The organism is Pseudorhodoplanes sp., from assembly GCA_032027085.1.
GTDB lineage: Bacteria > Pseudomonadota > Alphaproteobacteria > Rhizobiales > Xanthobacteraceae > Pseudorhodoplanes.
This window is the reverse complement of the sequence record JAVSMS010000001.1, coordinates 2,652,291-2,671,167: the sequence shown is the minus strand read 5'-3', so window position 1 is coordinate 2,671,167 and position 18,877 is coordinate 2,652,291. Positions and strand designations below refer to the sequence as shown.

General features: G+C 62.3%; 14 protein-coding genes. 6 read left to right on the top strand and 8 right to left on the bottom strand.

The features are described 5' to 3' along the window. Positions 1 to 20: 20 nt before the first annotated feature. Entirely contained in the window at positions 21 to 668 is a 648-nt protein-coding gene (locus RO009_12910; GenBank protein ID MDT3685928.1) for an alpha/beta hydrolase, read from the bottom strand. 78 nt (positions 669 to 746) lie between these two features. Next, a complete protein-coding gene (locus RO009_12905) occupies positions 747 to 1,118 on the bottom strand; it encodes a response regulator (GenBank protein MDT3685927.1) in 372 nt (123 codons plus the stop codon). A gap of 242 nt (positions 1,119 to 1,360) precedes the next feature. Here RO009_12905 and RO009_12900 point away from each other — a divergent pair, with 242 nt between their 5' ends. Further along, on the top strand, positions 1,361 to 2,242 hold the full coding sequence (locus RO009_12900) for an N-formylglutamate amidohydrolase (protein MDT3685926.1): 882 nt from the start codon (positions 1,361 to 1,363) through the stop codon (positions 2,240 to 2,242). A 377-nt stretch (positions 2,243 to 2,619) separates the two neighbouring features. On the opposite strand, the gene RO009_12895 is transcribed toward RO009_12900, so the two are convergent. Further along, on the bottom strand, positions 2,620 to 3,903 hold the full coding sequence (locus tag RO009_12895) for an MFS transporter (GenBank protein ID MDT3685925.1): 1,284 nt from the start codon (positions 3,901 to 3,903) through the stop codon (positions 2,620 to 2,622). A gap of 153 nt (positions 3,904 to 4,056) precedes the next feature. Between RO009_12895 and hisN the strand changes: the two genes are divergently transcribed. Further along, positions 4,057 to 4,839 carry a histidinol-phosphatase gene (hisN, locus tag RO009_12890; protein MDT3685924.1) on the top strand — a complete coding sequence of 261 codons (783 nt, stop codon included), beginning with the start codon at positions 4,057 to 4,059 and terminating at the stop codon, positions 4,837 to 4,839. Here the strand turns inward: hisN and RO009_12885 are convergent. After that, complete coding sequence (locus RO009_12885) at positions 4,833 to 5,777, bottom strand: alpha/beta hydrolase (GenBank protein ID MDT3685923.1); 945 nt, start codon at positions 5,775 to 5,777, stop codon at positions 4,833 to 4,835. The genes hisN and RO009_12885 overlap by 7 nt on opposite strands. A 244-nt stretch (positions 5,778 to 6,021) precedes the next feature. Here RO009_12885 and RO009_12880 point away from each other — a divergent pair, with 244 nt between their 5' ends. Further along, positions 6,022 to 6,489, top strand: coding sequence for an Hsp20 family protein (locus RO009_12880; protein MDT3685922.1), 468 nt, complete (start codon positions 6,022 to 6,024; stop codon positions 6,487 to 6,489). Between the two features lie 366 nt (positions 6,490 to 6,855). Next, on the top strand, positions 6,856 to 7,173 hold the full coding sequence (locus RO009_12875; GenBank protein MDT3685921.1) for a hypothetical protein: 318 nt from the start codon (positions 6,856 to 6,858) through the stop codon (positions 7,171 to 7,173). A gap of 93 nt (positions 7,174 to 7,266) precedes the next feature. Here RO009_12875 and RO009_12870 read toward each other — a convergent pair whose 3' ends face one another. Next, complete coding sequence (locus RO009_12870; GenBank protein MDT3685920.1) at positions 7,267 to 8,124, bottom strand: hypothetical protein; 858 nt, start codon at positions 8,122 to 8,124, stop codon at positions 7,267 to 7,269. A gap of 84 nt (positions 8,125 to 8,208) precedes the next feature. Then, positions 8,209 to 9,261: a low specificity L-threonine aldolase gene (locus RO009_12865; GenBank protein MDT3685919.1), complete on the bottom strand. Its 1,053-nt coding sequence runs from the start codon at positions 9,259 to 9,261 to the stop codon at positions 8,209 to 8,211. A 420-nt stretch (positions 9,262 to 9,681) separates the two neighbouring features. Here RO009_12865 and gltB point away from each other — a divergent pair, with 420 nt between their 5' ends. Both gltB and RO009_12855 read left to right on the top strand, forming a co-directional pair. Then, complete coding sequence (gltB, locus tag RO009_12860; protein ID MDT3685918.1) at positions 9,682 to 14,394, top strand: glutamate synthase large subunit; 4,713 nt, start codon at positions 9,682 to 9,684, stop codon at positions 14,392 to 14,394. Positions 14,395 to 14,402: 8 nt separating this feature from the next. After that, positions 14,403 to 15,848 (top strand): glutamate synthase subunit beta, encoded by a 1,446-nt coding sequence (locus tag RO009_12855; GenBank protein MDT3685917.1) that lies wholly within the window; start codon positions 14,403 to 14,405, stop codon positions 15,846 to 15,848. Here the strand turns inward: RO009_12855 and RO009_12850 are convergent, their stop codons facing one another. Together RO009_12850 and RO009_12845 are read right to left on the bottom strand one after the other, a co-directional pair. After that, positions 15,849 to 17,366, bottom strand: a complete 1,518-nt coding sequence (locus RO009_12850) for an SGNH family hydrolase (GenBank protein ID MDT3685916.1) — start codon at positions 17,364 to 17,366, stop codon at positions 15,849 to 15,851. It abuts the gene before it with no gap. 89 nt (positions 17,367 to 17,455) lie between these two features. Beyond that, on the bottom strand, positions 17,456 to 18,808 hold the full coding sequence (locus RO009_12845) for a lytic murein transglycosylase (GenBank protein ID MDT3685915.1): 1,353 nt from the start codon (positions 18,806 to 18,808) through the stop codon (positions 17,456 to 17,458). Positions 18,809 to 18,877: the final 69 nt, after the last annotated feature.

Here is an 18,877-nt window from a genome sequence, read left to right as displayed (position 1 = left end):
GCCCGGCAGCCTGAGCAAAATCAGGACCGCTTGGGCCGCCGCTTCGCCTTCACCGCGCCGAGATGCGCGTGCGTCAATTCATACACGCGGTTCACCACGAAGCTCTGCAGCTGCGGAGATTCGTCGATATTGACGTGATTGAGATTGCTGTCGCCGGACAGATCGAGATTGCTGAATTCGCCTTTGAACCCAGGCGCCGGACTGGCCACCTTTCCGAAACCGTTGCGCTGATAGAAATTGATGAAGCGCGTGACATTGCCGGGCACGACCAGAGGCTCGGTCACGTCGAATGTCACCGCGAGTCCGACCGGGATATTCTGCTGCGCCAGAAGATTGGCTATTTGAATGACGGCGTTGGAGCCCAGCGAATGTCCGATCAGCACCAGCGCGCGCGCATCGCCGCGCTGATGCCTGGAAATGATTTGTTCGGCAATGGCTGGCGCGCTGTCCCAGGTGGTGACGGTCGGCGCATACCCCTGCGCGCGCAGCTTGGCCGCCAGAGAATCCATCCCGAGCGAATAGATGTTGAACAAGCCGCGCAGCAGATAGATGTCGGCCTGGTTTGATGCGTTGGCCGGTGCGGGCTGCGAATGGCTGTGGTGTGACGGGGTAAAGAACAACACGCTCGCCACGGTAAGGGCAAGGCAAGAACGCAGGACGGCACGCATGGCGCTCTCCCAGAAGCGATGCGTCAGTCTAGGAGCCGGCAGATACCGGCTCAAGCGCCGTTGCGTAGAAAGACCGCCTCAGGCGGCCAGCATCTTCTGCACTTCGGTGACCAGATCGCGCAGATGCACCGGCTTCGACAGCACCTTGGCATGCTTGGGCGCAGCCGAATCTGCGTTCAAGGCCACCGCCGCAAAACCGGTGATGAACATGATCTTGATGTCGGGATCGAGTTCGGAGGCGCGGCGCGCCAGTTCGATGCCGTCCATTTCCGGCATGACGATATCGGTCAGAAGCAGTTCGAACGGTTCTTCGCGCAGGCGATGATAGGCGGACAGGCCGTTATCGTAGGACGCCACATTGAAACCGGCATTCTGCAGCGCCTTGACCAGAAAGCGGCGCATGTCGGTGTCGTCTTCGGCAAGCAGGATTTTGGCGTTTTCGTCGCTCATCGGACAATCATCTCACACGCGCGCTAACGTCTCGTTACAGCATGGTCCGTCCGGCCCTGTCTCTTGCAACGAGAGACCTTGACCAGCAGGCCTGTCGGTTCTGGAAAACCCGTCCGCCCATTAACCCGGGCGCGGGTAAATATCGGGTGAAAACCGCCAATTTGCGGGCGCCACCCGGCATGGACAAATCCAAGCCACAAACCGATAGTTCTTCAAGTCTTTGTTCGCCCGGAAACGGCCAGATGGCGCTCTACGACGAGCTCGACCCGCCCTTTGACATCCTTGAGCCGGCGCATTGGCGCGGGCCGGTCGTGTTCAATTCACCGCATAGCGGGAACGTTTATCCGCCGGATTTTCTGGCTGCATCGCGCCTCGACATGACGGTGCTGCGGCGCTCGGAAGACAGCTTTGTCGATCAGTTGTTTGTGGGCGTCGTTGAGCGCGGCTATCCGCTGATGCGGGCGCATTTTCCGCGCTGTTACGTAGACGTGAACCGGGAGCCGTATGAACTCGACCCGCGCATGTTCAATGGCCGGTTGCCGTCTTTCGCCAATACCCGCTCAATGCGCGTGGCGGGCGGGCTTGGCACCGTGGCGCGGGTGGTCGGTGATGCGCAGGAGATCTACGACCAGCGGATTTCGGTGGATGACGCCCTGCAGCGGATCGAAAGCCTCTACAAGCCGTATCACCGGGGGCTCCGGAAGCTGGTCTCGCGCGTCCACCAGGACTTCGGCGCCGCCATCCTGATCGACTGCCATTCAATGCCGTCAGCGACCGGCCGTGACGACCGGCCGCGCGCGGATGTCGTGCTGGGGGACCGTTACGGCACGAGCTGCGTCGGCACCGTCATGGAGGTTGTGGAGGCGACCTTGCGCGGCCAAGGCTACACCGTCAGCCGCAACAAGCCCTATGCCGGCGGCTTCATCACCGAGCATTACGGCAATCCCAGCGCCGGCCTGCATGCCATCCAGCTTGAGATCAACCGGGCGCTGTATATGGACGAGCGCAGCTTCGCCCGCAGTGCGTCGTTTGACCGGCTGGCCGCGGACCTTGAATTCCTGTCCGACCGGCTGGCCGAAATCCCGCTGGAGGAGCTGCGGCCCTACCGGTCAGCCGCCGAATAGCCCGGCTTACCATTGGTGCATAGCAGCATCCCGCGAGATGCATCGCCAGAAAATGCGCGGCTCTGCCATTGATTCTTCGGCGGCCCCAGACCCCACTTTGGACCGGTCCGGCCAGAGCAGCAGGCTTGAGCTAACGAAGGCGTCAAAAACCCCAAGAAAAAAGGGCCGCTTGAGTAAACAAGCGGCCCAAGTCTAGGGAGGAAACGCCCAAGGAGGGCGGCGGGAACGTGCGGAGCACGTTGCCGCGCTGCAGCAATATTGCACCGCGACGCACAAAATGCAAGTTGGTAAGTCAGCAATACTTACCTATCCGCTATGCAGTTTTACAGGGTGTGATTTTTCCGGCACGATTCGTTTCAATGATCGGAACGCGGGTTTCAGACGCGCGTCACGTCATGCTGTTCGCGCCAGGGATCGCGCACCCCGAACAGGTAGATCGCCGCAGCAAGGATCACCACCGCCGCCTGCAGCCCGAAAACAAGCCGGTAGGCCTCGAGCGCGTAGGCGCCGTCCTTGACCGGAAACAGGTCGATCAGGAAGCCACTGATGACCTGGGCGATAAACACGCCGCCCATTGTTCCCATATTGAGCAGCGTCATTCCCCGCCCCACCAGATGCGGCGGAAACAGCGACTTGCCATGCGCGATCATCACCGGCGTATAGGCGGACAGCGCCCCGACCAGCACGAACCAAAGCAGCAGCCCGCCGGGCGGCAGCACGCCAAAAATGGCGACCATCGCAAGCACCGCCGCTGTCGAGCAGGCGCCGAGCAGCACCGGCTTTTTGTAGCTGCGGAAGAGCCGGTCGGTCGGCCCCCACAAGAACGCCGCGGCAACCTGCGCCACCGCAGCCGCAAACAGCATGTTGCCGCGTTCCGTCAGATTGTAGCCGTAGATATGCGTCAGATAAGGACCGCCCCACAGACCGACCACCAGAACGAAGCTTGCATGCGTGACAAGGTGCAGGCCGAAGATCTGTACCACCGACGGCGTGCGGATGGCGGCCATCAGCCCTGACAGACTCTCGGAAAGCCGTTCCTTCTTCGGCTCGAAGCGCGGCGACCGGCCGTCCTCGCGCACCACGGCCATGACGCAAACTGTCACCAGCACCATCAAGAGGGCGATGCCGATAAAGGTTGCCCGCCACCCGACCGCGGCAACCGCGAACGCAAATGGCGCTGTCGCGATCAAGGTGCCGATGCTGCCGAGACCCATCTGAATTCCGGTCAGCGACGCGAACTGGTGCGGCGCGTAACGGCTCGCATACAGCGCCAGCGGCGCCATGAGATAGCATGAGGAGCCAAGCCCCATCAGCACGCGGGCCGCAGTCAACCCGCCGGGCGAGGTCGCAAGCGCAAACATCACCGCGCCGGCAGCCGCGATACCGCCGCAGGCCAGCATGCAGGCTTTCGGTCCATAGCGGTCGAGCGCGATGCCGAGTGGAATTTGCGCCGCGGCGAAGGAAAAGAAGAAGGCGCTGGCCAGCAGCCCGATCTCGGATGCGCTGAGATCGAGTTCGAGCGCGAGATTGGGCGCGATGACGGCGACCGAGTTGCGCAGAAACTGGCTGACCATGTAGATCGACCCGAGCGTGCCGACCAGAATGATGGTCGCGCGCACGGGGATCGTCGCCCTGGCGATGGGCTCGCTCTGCGTGGTCATAAACCCGGCTTTCCTGACCTGCTGAAAACCTTCGTTGCATGGCACAGGCCCTGCAGCAAGCCGTCGGCGCAGTTGCCCGATATGCGACTCTTGGATAGGTGTGAGTTCCTTGATCTCATCGCGCGCCTGGACGCGCTCCGACGGCCCGCCGGCATGACCGCCATCGACTTCGCAGCTTTCGTCGACCAACTTGCGACCGTCTCGGGCGATACCATCCTGCCTTTTTTCCGCACCACACTGGGCGTAGATGACAAGAATGCCGGCGGGCGCTTCGATCCCGTCACCGCCGCCGATCGCGCCGCCGAACAGGCCATGCGCGCGCTGATCCGGCAGCATTTTCCGGAACACGGAATCATTGGAGAGGAATTCGGCAACGATCGCGGCGACGCAGAATATGTCTGGGTGCTCGATCCGATCGACGGCACAAAATCCTTCATCGCCGGCATGCCGGTCTGGGGCACGCTGATCGCGCTCACCCGTTTGGGAGAGCCGATCTTCGGCATGATGCATCAGCCGTTCCTGCGCGAACGTTTCACGGGCGATAGCCTAGCCGCGCATTATCGCGGGCCGGCGGGCAAGCGCGACCTGCATGTACGGCCCTGCGCGTCGCTCGCGGAGGCGATCCTGTTCACCACCAGCCCTCTGTTGATGAACGAAGAAGATCGCGCGATTTTCCGGAGCGTGGAGCACGGCGCGCGGCTCTCGCGTTATGGCGGCGATTGCTACGCCTATTGCATGCTGGCGGCAGGACATGTCGATCTCGTCATCGAGACCGAATTGAAGGCGCACGATATCGTCCCGCTGATTCCGATCATTCGCGGCGCCGGCGGCATCGTCACCTCTTGGGATGGCGGTCCCGCGGAAGCCGGCGGCCGCATCATCGCCGCCGGCGACAGGCGCGCGCATGAGGCTGCGATCAAACTGTTGAATCAATAAGGCGGCGTGCCGGGCACGAAAGCGTCGAAGGCCGCCCAGAACTGCGCGCGATAGCGGTCCTGCTCCTGAATGATCTCGTGCTTGGCGCCGGCAATGATCAGATGCGATCCGGCGCGCAGGCGCGTCGCATAGGACTCGATCTTGGGCGTCGACACGATCACGTCGCGTCCGGCAGCGATCATCAGGATCGGCTGGTGGATTTTCGCGGTATAGGCAGGATTATCAAACCTGCGCATCGCCTCGAACGCTGCATAGGCCCACCCGACTGTTGGCGAACCAACACCAAGAGCAGATTCCGCTTCAAGCACGGCCACCGTTCTTGCGTAACGTACCGGATCGGAGGTGACGGGATTTTCGATGAATGGACGCAGCGCAAGAATCTTGCTGTCGCCGCCGGGAATGTAGGAGTGTCCGAGGCCAATGCCCTTGAGGAATTGGACCACAGGTGCCGAATAGCGCGCGAAGGTCTGTGTCGACAATTCGAGCAACGGTGCACAGAGCACCATGCGATCGAACCAGCGATAGCCTTTCGCGCCGATGCCAAGCAGCACCGCTGAGCCTGTCGAATGACCGAGCGCATAATAGGGCGGCGGACAATCCGGCAGCACGACCTGCTTCATGAATGTTTCGAGATCGATTTCATAGTCGCGAAAATCCTCAACATGTCCTTTGCGTGGATCGGACAATTGGCGCTGCGACAATCCCTGCCCGCGAAAATCGATCGTCGCCACGGCAAAGCCGCGGCTGCGCAATTCACGCACGGTCTCGAAATACTTTTCGATGAATTCCGTGCGGCCGTGAAAGATGCAGACCGTGCCCTTGCGGCCGGGCGGCGGCGCCCAGCGGGCGAACCGCAATTCGATATTGTCCGGTGTCTTGAGGACACCAGTGACGACATCGTCAGGGACCGGATTGGCTGGGATTGAAACAAGTTTCATGAAAAAGCTGCGGCGGCAGGATCAGGCCTTATAGCAGGCTCAGACACCGGCTCAATTCCGCGGCCGGGCGTGGCAGGGGGCGAGACATGCCGCTTAACTAATTGATTTATTTGAATTTCGAACCCCTTGACCTCTCCCGCCGGCTTCCTAAATGATAATGGCGCAGACCAAAAGGTTGCGCATAACCCCGGTCCGGCCCCTCTGGGTGGACCTCATTCCGATGTCGCTCAAAGGAGGACATACGATGCGTACTTTCGATCTGACTCCCTTCTACCGTTCCACCGTCGGCTTCGATCGCCTGTTCAACCTTCTCGATCAGGGCGGGTTTGACAGCGCCCCGGGTTATCCGCCCTACAATATCGAGCGGACCGGTGAGAACGACTATCGCGTCACCGTTGCGGTGGCCGGCTTCGGCGAGAACGAGCTCAACATCGAGCTGAAGGAAAACACCCTGACCATCAAAGGCGAAAAGCAGAGCAAGTCGGAGCAGAAAACCGGCGAAGTCCTGTATCAGGGCATTGCCGCCCGCGCCTTCGAGCGCGTCTTCCAGCTTGCCGATTTCGTCCAGGTCAAGGGCGCGGCTCTTGAGAACGGGCTCCTGCATGTTGATCTCGTCCGCGAGATCCCGGAAGCCAAGAAGCCCCGCCAGATTCCGATCAATGGCGGCAAGGCCATCGAAGGCAAGACTGTCGAGACCAAGCAGGCCGCCTAAGGCGCGGTTTCAAGAAGGGAGCGCCCCGGATTTTCCGGGGCGCTTTTATTTTTGCGCGACACATTTTCTGAAATGATTCTCAATTGAGATTTGCAATCGACGCGCCAAAAACATGTTCTCTCATCCGCATGTCGCGCAGAAGAAATTGCTTCAAATCGTGTCATCGCGCGTCACATCATCTTGCGTGAGATTTTTCTGCATCACTGTTGCTACGCGTTCGTGATGTCGATGACAACACACGCTCACGAAAGCGTGTCGCAACATTCCAACTAAAGTAGCGCTTTGCGCACGAGCATATTTTGCATCGCACCCTAAATCCCGGCGACCGACGATCATTCATCGCCGGCAAGAAAAAGGAGATGAGTTATGTTGAAAACTTCAAAAGCGGTTGTTGCCGCTCTTCTCATCGCTGGCTCTGCTTCCGCCGCTTTCGCCGATGGGCGGTTCGACGTGGATTTGTATCGCAGCAATCCGGCGCCTGAGGCGATCTATGCCGCGCAATATCGGAACACGCAATCTCCCAATCAGGCTGCGCGGTCGGCATTCGCCTACGCGCCGCGTGCGGAGCGCGGATACATCGCGCGTCCCAATGCGGTTGTTGTCTATGAGAACGGCCAGTATGTAGGCCAGGATCCGGACATCAATGTCCGCCTGCAGTTGCAGCGTGAAACGCCTCCTCAGTAAGTGAGACCATATGAAAACGCCCCGGCCTTGGCCGGGGCGTTTTCGCGTTTCTTGTTGTTGGTACGGCTCAATCAAACCAACTGGCGCAACATGTCAGATGCGCGGTTCGGGCTTCTTTATCTCGATGATCCTGATGGCGGATTTTGGAGCTTCGGTTGCCGGCGCTTCGGACTTCGCCGTTTCCCCTTTGCCCGTCTCGCCATTTGCGTCGGCCGGCTTGGCGGCGTCGGATTTTGCGTCAGGCGCGGCATTGGGCTGCACCGTCTCTGCTGCGACGGCTGATGTCTGCTTTTTGTCAGGTGCAGACGCAGCTTCACTGGCCGGTCGCGCCGGCCGCGGGCGCGGCAACGGCGTTCTCGGCGGCGTGACCGCTGCGCTGCGCGTCAGCGGCGACGCAGGCAAGGTTCTCGGCGCTCCAATTCGCGGCGCATCGCGCGGCGGCAACGATCCGGTTTCACCCCAATCATCGGCGTCCAGTTCGTCGGCCCCTTCGTCGAAATAATCATCATCAGGCGAAACCCGCGGCGCGCCGTAGCGCGGATCGGACGGCACGGCGCGCGGCGGCACATAACGCGGCTCGGCTTCGATCACACGCGGCCCCGAAACGGGCGGCGGACCGGGGTCATATCGACGGTAAACGGGTGGGCCGTCATAGTCTCTTGCCGCCTGTCGATCGAGCGGACGGACTGAAACCACACGCGCCGCGTGAGCGTCCACGACGACGCGAACGTCCACGCCACGCGGATCAACCGCATGCACGACATAGAAACGGCCGCGGTAATGCGGACGGCCAAGCGGCCGCATGCCCATCGAGCGGATGATTGTGAAGACTTCATAAGGCGGAACGATATCGGCGGCGCGCACCTGCGCCAGCCGCGTCGGCTCGGCCGCGGCAGGCGCCACGCCCGACACGCCGAGCATCACTGCGATAACGATGGATGCTGACTTCACGATGCGCCCTCCCGCGCAAGCCGCTCACTTCCCCGGCGGCGGTGCAAGAGTCGGATTGGATTGGGGCGGCGCTGCGGCGGAATTTCAGCCGTTTTGAATCAGGTGGATGAAATTCTCGATCTCGTTCTCTGTGGTTGCGAAGGACGTGACCATGCGCGCCAGCACGGCGCCATTCTCGCGCACGTCGGGAGGCAGCATGTCGGCGCGCCGCACGTAATAGGCCGCGCCGGCCGCCTTCAATTTCCTGTCGAGTTGTTCAGGCAACAACGCGAAGACAAGATTCGCCTCAACCGGCCAGACGATCTGCAGACCGGATTTGCGCAAGCCGTCCGCCAGCCTGTCCGCCATCGCATTGGCATGGCGGGCGAGCGTCAGCCAGTAATCATCCGCGAGAAACGCATCAAACTGGGCGGCCAGAAACCGGTGCTTGGACAACAGATGTCCGCCGCGTTTGCGCCGCTCGGCCATCGCCTCCGCCTGTTTCGGATCGAAAAAGATGACAGCTTCCGCACCCATGGCGCCGCCCTTGGTGGCCCCGAAGGACAGCACATCGATACCTGCTCTCCAGGTAGCTTCGGCAGGCGAGACGTTCATCCTTGCGAGCGCATTGCCGAAGCGCGCGCCGTCCATATGCACACATAGTCCACCGGCACGCGCGACGCCGGCCACCCCCGCCAGTTCATCGACGCGGTAAATGGTTCCGCCTTCGGTCGCCTGGGTGAGCGAGAGGGCGGCAGCATTGACCTGATGCGGCACATGGCCGGAATAGCGCTCGATCGCGGCCTTCACGGTCTCGGGGGAGAGCTTGCAGGCTTCGCCCGGCAATTCGAGCAGCTTGAGGCCGCCGCCAAAGAATTCGGGCGCGCCGCATTCGTCGGTAACAATGTGGGAACTGGCATGGCAGAGGACGCCGCGCCAGGGCGGGGTGACATGCGCCAGCGCCAGCGCATTGGCTGCGGTTCCGGTCGGCACCAGAAATGCCGCCACCTCGCGCTCAAACAAGTCGCTGAAGCGCCGCTCGACCCGGCGGGTGAGATCATCATTCCCATAGCCGAGGGCAAAACCTTCGCTGGCGCGGCCGATCGCATCCAGAATGCGCGGCGCAACGCCGGCGGTATTGTCGCTCGCGAAATTCATAAGTGTCCCCGATCCTCCTCCCGGCCTTCCAAAGACCCGCTTTGAGCCATCCTGGCAAGGACAAGGGAGATTAGAACCGGGTGGGCCAGATTCTGCTTGTTTCAATACAGCGGTGGCGCGACAAATATCGACCAATCACGCGCCTGTCATTCCGGCCTTGTGTGCCGGAGGGAAATTTGGCAAGTTCGTGATAGGACAGCAATGCTGTCCCAGTTTGCAGGTCGCGGCGACGGTGGACGAGCCACGTCCGTCAGCCAGGGGCGAAGCGGTGCGGCTCGGCATCGGCCGCCCGGACCCCTGCAGCCCAGCAATGGCGCGGATGCGCGCCGGCGACGGCTGCCGTTCCGAGCAGAGTTCTTAGCAAGGCGCAGCGCCGTCCCGGCGCGGCGAATGCGGTGAATAACCGCTGGGTGGAAGATGATGACTGCTGGGTTCAAGAGGCCATATAAAATCAAACCATTCTCAGCGGCGGATTTCGTTGATTCCGCCGATCCCGGTTTGCCGCCGGCAACCGGTCTGTATGACCCCAAAAACGATAAAGACTCCTGCGGCGTCGGGTTCATCGCCGATATCAAGGGCCGCAAATCACACCAGATCGTCGAAGATGCGCTCAGCATCCTGCTCAATCTCGAGCATCGCGGCGCGACCGGGGCCGACCCGCGCATGGGCGACGGCGCCGGCATCCTGGTGCAAATCCCGCACAAGTTTTTCGCCCGTAAGGCAAAGGACATCGGCATCACCCTGCCGGCGCCCGGCGAGTATGCAGTGGGCTATCTGTTCCTGCCGCGCGACAAGGAATGGCGCGACACGATTCGCGCACTCTATGAAGAGGTCGCGGCGCAGGAAGGCATGAAAGTGCTCGGCTGGCGCGAGGTGCCGACTGATAACGCCTCGCTCGGCGAATCGGTGAAGCCGACGGAACCCTTCCATGCGCAGGTATTTGTCGCGCGCGGTGCGGGCATCAAGACGGAAGAAGACTTCGAGCGCCGTCTCTACATCATGCGCAAGGCGATCTCGAACGCGGTCTATCAGCGGAGAGAACGTCGCCTGTCCGGTTACTATCCGGTGTCGCTGTCCTGCCGCACCGTCATTTACAAGGGGATGTTCCTCGCCGACCAGCTGGGGTCCTACTATCCGGATCTGCACGAGGAAGATTTCGAATCCGCGCTGGCGCTGGTGCACCAGCGCTTCTCGACCAACACCTTCCCGACCTGGTCGCTGGCGCATCCCTACCGGATGATCGCACATAACGGCGAGATCAACACGCTGCGCGGCAACGTCAACTGGATGGCGGCGCGGCAGGCATCGGTATCCTCGCCGCTGTTCGGCGACGACATCAACAAGCTCTGGCCGATCTCCTATGAAGGCCAGTCTGACACCGCCTGCTTCGACAACGCGCTCGAATTTCTGGTGCAGGGCGGCTATTCGCTCTCGCACGCGATGATGATGATGATTCCGGAAGCTTGGGCGGGAAATCCGCTCATGGATGAGGAACGCCGCGCCTTCTACGAATATAACGCCGCGCTGATGGAGCCGTGGGACGGCCCCGCGGCCATTGTTTTCACCGACGGCACGCAGATCGGCGCCACCCTCGACCGCAACGGCCTACGCCCGGCGCGCTACATGCTCACCCGCGACGACCGAATTATCATGGCGTCGGAAATGGGCGTGCTGGCGATTCCGGAAAAGGACATCGTCAAGAAGTGGCGCCTGCAGCCTGGCAAGATGCTGCTCGTCGACCTCGAAAAGGGCCGGCTCATTCCCGACGAGGAACTGAAGGCGGAGATCGCAAAGAGCCATCCCTACAAGGAATGGCTTGAGCATACGCAGATCGTTTTGGAAGACCTGCCAGCTGCCGCCGACCACGCGCCGGTCTCATACCTTGCGCTGCTCGATCGCCAGCAGGCCTTCGGCTACACGCAGGAAGACATCAAGCTCTTGATGGCGCCGATGGGCACTACCGGCGAGGAAGCGGTCGGTTCCATGGGCAACGACACGCCAATCTCGGCGTTGTCGAACAGGGCGAAGCTGCTCTTCACCTATTTTAAGCAGAATTTCGCGCAGGTGACGAACCCGCCGATCGATCCGATCCGCGAGGAAATCGTCATGAGCCTTGTTTCCATCATTGGACCGCGGCCGAATCTGTTCGACATCGAAGGCACCTCCAGGACCAAGCGTCTGGAAGTGCGCCAGCCGATCCTGAGCGACGCCGATCTGGAAAAGATTCGCGCGATCTCGGACATGAACGACAATCAGTTCAAGTCGGTCACGCTCGACGCCACGTTCCCGGCCAACCGGGGTGCGACGGGCCTCGAGCCAACGTTGAAGCAGCTCAAGGCTGACGCTGAAAAGGCGGTGCGCGAGGGCTTCAACATCATCATCCTGTCCGACCGCATGACCAGCGCGGACCGGGTTCCGATCCCTTCGCTGCTCGCCTGTGCAGCCGTGCACCATCACCTGATCCGCGAGGGCCTGCGCACGTCGGTCGGCCTTGTCGTCGAGTCCGGAGAGCCGCGGGAAGTGCACCACTTCGCCTGCCTTGCCGGCTACGGTGCCGAAGCGATCAATCCTTATCTCGCTTTCGAGACTCTCGTTGCGGCCAAGGATCAATTGCCGCAGAAGCTCGACGAGAAGGAAATCGTCAAGCGCTACATCAAGGCAGTCGGCAAGGGCCTGCTCAAGGTCATGTCCAAGATGGGCATCTCGACCTATCAGTCCTATTGCGGCGCGCAGATTTTCGACGCCGTAGGGCTGAAGGCGGATTTCGTCGCGACTTATTTCACCGGCACCGCCACCCGCATCGAGGGTGTCGGTCTCAAGGAAATCGCCGAGGAAGCCGTACGGCGGCACCGTGACGCCTTCGGCAACGCCGAGATTTACAAGAACGCATTGGATGTCGGCGGCGAATACCAGTTCCGCACGCGCGGCGAGGACCATGCATGGACCGCGGCGACCGTCGCGACCTTGCAGCACGCTGTGCGCGGCAACTCTCAGGAGAAATATCGCGCTTTCTCGAAAATCCTGAACGAACAATCCGACAAGTTCGTCACCATCCGTGGCCTGTTCCGGATCAAGGGCGCGGAAGAAGATGGGCGCAAGCCCGTGCCGCTCGATGAAGTCGAACCGGTTAAGAACATCGTCAAGCGTTTCGCGACCGGAGCCATGTCCTTCGGCTCGATCTCGCGCGAGGCGCATACCACGCTGGCCCTGGCCATGAACCGGATCGGCGGCAAGTCGAATACCGGCGAAGGCGGCGAGGAGGCCGACCGCTTCAAACCGTTGCCGAACGGCGATTCAATGCGCTCGGCGATCAAGCAGGTGGCGTCGGGGCGCTTCGGCGTCACCACCGAGTATCTCGTCAACTCGGACATGATGCAGATCAAGATGGCCCAGGGCGCCAAGCCGGGCGAAGGCGGCCAGTTGCCCGGTCACAAGGTCGATCGCATCATCGCCAAGGTCCGCCATTCCACGCCGGGCGTCGGCCTGATCTCGCCGCCGCCGCACCACGACATCTATTCGATCGAGGATTTGGCGCAGCTCATCTACGACCTGAAGAACGTCAATCCGTCAGGCGATGTGTCGGTGAAGCTCGTCTCCGAAGTCGGAGTCGGCACCGTCGCCGCCGGCGTGGCAAAGGCGCGCGCCGATCACGTAACGATTTCGGGCTTCGAAGGCGGCACCGGCGCCAGCCCCCTCACCTCGCTCAAGCATGCGGGTTCGCCGTGGGAAATCGGCCTCGCCGAAACACACCAGACTCTTGTCGCGAATCGCCTGCGCGGCCGCATCGCGGTGCAGGTGGACGGTGGCATCCGCACTGGCCGCGACGTCGTGGTGGGCGCGCTGCTCGGAGCCGATGAATTCGGTTTTGCGACGGCCCCGTTGATCGCGGCCGGCTGCATCATGATGCGCAAGTGCCATCTCAACACCTGCCCGACCGGCATCGCCACGCAGGATCCGGTGCTGCGCAAGCGCTTCACCGGTCAGCCGGAACATGTCGTCAATTATTTCTTCTTCGTCGCGGAAGAAGTGCGCGAACTGATGGCCGAAATGGGCTATCGCACCTTCGACGAGATGGTCGGCCAGATGCAGATGCTCGACCAGCGCGCGGCGATCGAACACTGGAAGGCCAAAGGACTCGACTTCTCGAAGCTGTTCACCAAGCCGGTGGCGTCTGACGATGTCGCGATCTATCACTGCGAGAAGCAGGATCATAGACTCGAAGCCGTGCTTGATCGCAAACTGATACGGGAAGCAACGCCTGCGCTCGATCGCGGAGCGCCCGTGAAAATCAGGACCGAGATCCAGAACATCAACCGCTCCGCCGGCGCAATGCTGTCCGGCGAAGTCGCGAAGCGCTATGGCCATGAAGGTCTGCCCGAGGATACGATCCACGTCACCCTCACCGGCACATCCGGTCAGGCGTTCGGGGCGTGGCTCGCCAAGGGCATCACCTTCGAGCTGCACGGCGAAGGCAATGATTATGTGGGCAAGGGCCTCTCCGGCGGCCGCATCATCGTGAAGCCGACGGCGGACGCCGGAATTGTGCCGGAAGAATCCATCATCGTCGGCAACACCGTGCTGTACGGCGCGATCGCGGGCGAGTGCTATTTCCGCGGTATCGCCGGCGAACGCTTTGCCGTTCGCAATTCCGGCGCCACCGCCGTGGTTGAAGGCACTGGCGATCATGCCTGCGAATACATGACCGGCGGCATCGTGGTCGTGCTCGGCCGCACGGGCCGCAATTTCGGCGCCGGCATGTCCGGCGGCATCGCCTATGTGCTGGACGAGGATGGCACCTTCGAGAAGCGCTGCAACCTCGCCATGATCGAGCTCGAGCCGATTCCGGCCGAGGAAGAGATCAACGACCGCATCTATCATCACCGCAACGATCTCGAGACCAGCGGCCGCATCGACATTCTTACCGACATGACGCAGTTCGACGCCGAGCGTCTCCGCTACCTCATTGGTCAGCATGTCCGCTTCACCGGCTCGACCCGCGCGCAGGACATCCTCGCCGGTTGGGCACGCTATCGCGGCAAATTCCGCAAAGTGATGCCGGTCGAATATCGCCGTGCGCTCAAGGAACTTGCGGCGCTGCAAGAAGAAGAACTTAAGCTGGCTGTCAGCGCCTGAGCACCATCATGGGTAAGATCACTGGTTTTCTCGAAATCGAACGCGAGGATCGCGACTACGCTCCGGTCGAGGAGCGGATCAAGACCTGGCGTGAATTCGTCATCCCGCTGTCCGAACAGGAACTGCGCGATCAGGCCGCGCGGTGCATGGACTGCGGCATCCCCTATTGCCACGGCACCGGCTCAGTCGAGCCCGGCACGCCAGGCTGCCCGGTCAATAACCAGATCCCCGACTGGAACGACCTCGTCTACAAAGGCGACTGGGAAGAAGCCGCGCGCAACCTGTATTCGACCAACAATTTCCCGGAAGTGACCGGCCGCATCTGCCCGGCGCCGTGCGAGGCATCCTGCACCCTCAATATCAACGACAACCCGGTTACCATCAAATCCATCGAATGCGCGATCGCCGATAAGGCGCACGAAAGCGGCTGGATCAAGCCTGTTCTCGCACCAGAGAAAACCGGCAAGAAAGTCGCCGTGGTCGGCTCCGGCCCCGCCGGGCTTGCCTGCGCGCAGCAGCTCGCGCGCGCCGGGCACGAGGTGCATGTCTACGAGAAGTCTGCCAAGGCCGGCGGCCTGCTCCGCTACGGCATCCCCGACTTCAAGATGGAGAAGGACGTCATCGATCTCCGCATCGATCAGATGCTGGGCGAAGGCGTCGCCTTCCATTACAATACGCATGTCGGCGTGAACCTGCCGGCGGAAAAGCTGCTGGCGGATTACGACGCGGTGGCGCTCACCGGTGGCGCGGAAGCACCTCGCGATCTGACCATCCCCGGCCGCGAGCTTGATGGCATCCATGTCGCCATGGATTTCCTGACGCAGCAAAATCGCCGCGTCTCCGGCGAATCGCTGGGCGACGTCACGCCAATCCTCGCCACCGGCAAGAAAGTCGTCGTGATTGGCGGCGGCGACACCGGCTCCGACTGCATCGGCACGTCGATCCGCCAAGGCGCGGTTTCGGTGGTCAATTTCGAGATCATGCCGGAGCCGCCGCTGAAGGAAAACAAGGGCCTGACGTGGCCGAACTGGCCGCTCAAGCTGCGCACCTCATCAAGCCATGCGGAAGGCGCGAGCCGCAAGTTCTCGGTGATGACGCAGAAATTCACCGGAGAGAACGGCAAAGTGAAGACGCTGCATTGCGTCAGCATCGATGACAAGTTCAAGCCGATTGTCGGCACCGAATTCGAGATCGAAGCCGATCTGGTGCTGCTCGCCATGGGCTTCGTCCATCCGGTGCATGAGGGACTGCTGAAGTCGCTGAATGTCGCGCTTGATGTGCGCGGCAATGCGCGGGCAGCGACCAGCGATTACAAGACCTCGATCCCGAAAGTGTTCGCCGCCGGCGACATACGGCGCGGACAGTCGCTCGTCGTCTGGGCGATCCGCGAGGGACGCCAGTGCGCCAATTCCATCGACACGTTCCTGATGGGATCGAGCACGCTGCCGCGCTGATTACCAGCGGCCGCCGAATAATCCGAAGAATCCGCCGCGCGGACGGTCTTGCCAGGCCGGAGGCGGCCGGCGCCAGAAGGGAGGCGGCGCGCCTTGCGGCCGCTGCGGTTGTATCTGTCCCTGCAGCACCGGTTGCCCCGCGACGCGGGTGCCGCCCGCCGGCTTTGGCTCGGCGACCTTCGGCTCGGCCGGCTTCGGCAGCGGTCTTGACGCATAAATCGGCGCGCCGCTGGGCGGCAGCGGCTCTGTCAGGACAAGATTCGGCACGCGAGGCGGCCAGGAAAAATCGTCGGCGCGGCCCGCTGCGGCATCCGAGGCTTCGCCTTTGACCAGCACACGCGTTGCCATCTCGTCGGCTTTGGGGCGTGCAGTCGGGCTGCCAAGAAGTTCTTCTTCATGGGGCGGCGACGCCAGATACAGGACTGGGCCGGCGAGCGGGCGCGCGGCAGGCGTGCCAGTCCCGCCAGGGGTGCCAGGTGCCGGTTTCTGCACCTGGGGCTGCGCATCGGCGGGCGTGGTCAGCGCCACCGGCATCGGCGCGGTGAGAACGCGGCGCAATTCGCGCTCGACATAATGCGCGATCTTGCGCGCGCCGTATTTGGTGAAATGCACGCCGTCGCCCGTGCGCAGGGCACGGATCTGACCTTCCACGTCCGGACCGCGCGTGGCGTAGCGTCCCTGCTCGTCGACAAAGCCGTCCCAGACATCGACATAGATGATGCCGGCGCGATCGGCCGCCGCGCGATAGAGTTCATTCAAATATTGCGCATCGCTGGTCGAGCGCGTGCCGCGGATCGACGGCAGACCAACCCACAGCACCGGCACGTTTGCGGTCTTCAGCACCGCGATCATGTCGTCGATCTTCTTGCTGTAGAGTTGCTCCCAGCGCTCCGAGCGGTATTCATGCGTGCCGGACGTGCGGCCGCGCTGCAATTCGGGAGCGGCGATTACCGGCGTCTGCTCGGAATCCTGCGAATCCTGATTTTGCTGATTGGCGTTCCCGGTCTGCGGCTGGGCGGGCGCGCCCGGCTTGGCGGGCGGCGGCGCTTTCTCGCGGATCGCCTGGCGATCCTGCACGCCGAGCAGCACCACGATGGCCTGCGGCTTCTCCGCGGCGATGGCTTCGCGCGCCACCTGCGGCCATTCGGCGTCGCTGCGGCTCTCATAGCGGATCAGGCCGGAGAAGGCGCGATGCTTGCGGACAATGCCGATCTCCGGCGTTTCCGACAGCGCGTCTTCCAGACCATAGGCCAGCCAGTCCGCGAGTGAATCGCCGAAAACCACAATCTTGGTCGTGGGCTGGGTGTCGGTCTTCTTCTGCGCCGGCGCACGCGAATAGTCGACGGGCTTCTCATCAGGAACGAAGTCCAGGAACCGGCGCTGCTGGAACGGATAACGATCCTCAAAGAACTGTGCGGAGGCCGGCGCAATCAGGACCGCAACGGCCGCCAGACCGGCAATCGCCGCCGCAGAAACCGCCCAACCCCTTTTTCGCGATTTTGCGTATGTCGCCCGCATTCCGGACCTGCCTTGCCGCAAGACATGCGCCTTACAACGCCTCAGGGTCAAGTAACGTTCAAAAATGGCGGAAAAAGGCGGTACGGCGCCTATCGTGCGGTGGCCGATTGCCCGCGCAGCCGCATTAGCACCGTTTGGGTGGCGAACCCGTCGGGGGTCAGCCCGGCGGCGGCCTGATAGTCACGGATAGCCGCGCGGGTTTTGCTGCCGAAACGGCCGTCCGGCTCGCCGGCATTGTAACCGCGCTGCGCCAGAAGCTGCTGCATCTCCGCGCGCTCGCTGAGCGAAAGCACGCGTTCATGCCGCGGCCAAGCCTGCACAAAAGGCTCGCCGCCGCGCAACCGGTCGGCAAGATGGCCGATTGCGAGCGCATAAGCCTCGGCCTGATTGTAGCGCATGATGACACGGAAATTATGCAGCATCAGAAAGCCGGGGCCCTGCGCGCCCGCAGGCACGAAGAGATAGGCGCGGTCGCCGTGGCGCGGGAATGGCTTGTCGCCGACGCGGCGGATGCCGAGCCTTTCCCACTCCGCGAAGGTCATCTGCTTCGAACGGTCAGCGAGCAGAAAATTGAAACTCTTTGGCACAATGACTTCGTAGCCCCAGCTCTGCCCACGTTCCCAGCCGTTGCGCCGGAAGAAATTGGCAGTGGAGGCGAGCATATCCGGAACCGAGTTGATCATGTCACGGCGGCCATCGCCGTCGGCGTCAACAGCGTGATTCTTGTACACCGTAGGCATGAATTGCGTCGGACCGAACGCGCCGGCCCAGGAACCCTTGAGTTGTTCCGGTCTCACATCGCCACGTTCCAGCAATTCGAGCGCGGCAACAAACTCATTGCGGAAGTAATCCTGCCGCCGTCCCACGCAGGACAATGTCGCGGTTGAGCGCACGACGGGGCGGTCGCCGCCCATGGTGGAATATTTGGATTCGATGCCCCAGATCGCGGCAAGGATGTAGCGGTCGACACCATAGGTGCGCTCGGCCGCGTCGAACGCGGCGCGATGTTCGGCAAGGATTTCGCGGCCACGCTGGATGCGGTCTTCGCTCACCAGGAGGTCGACATACTCCCACACCGCCCTGGTGAATTCCGGCTGCGAATCCATCAGGTCCATGATCTTGAGTTCGGGTCGCAGACCGCGCGTATGCGCATCATAAGTCGCGCGCGAGACGCCGCGCTTGGCCGCTGTCGGATAAAGACTTTCGATGCAGCGATCGAAATTCGCCGCCGCGTTCTGGATGGCGTCGGCGGCCATCGCCGGATGCCCGGACGCGCCCGACTGGCCGCTCCAGCCGGAGGCGTCCGGCGCAAAGGCGGAACGACCGACCGACGCTGTCGCGACTGGATTGGAGTCGGCGGCGATCGGCGCGCAGCCTGCGACAAGCAGCAAGCCGGCCAGGGCCGGCGCGACCTGCGATTCCCACTGACGCAATCGACTCATCCCCTCACCCGCTCCCCGTCACATCAGGCCACGCAGTTGGTCATGATCCCGCCCTATGGGGAACGGATA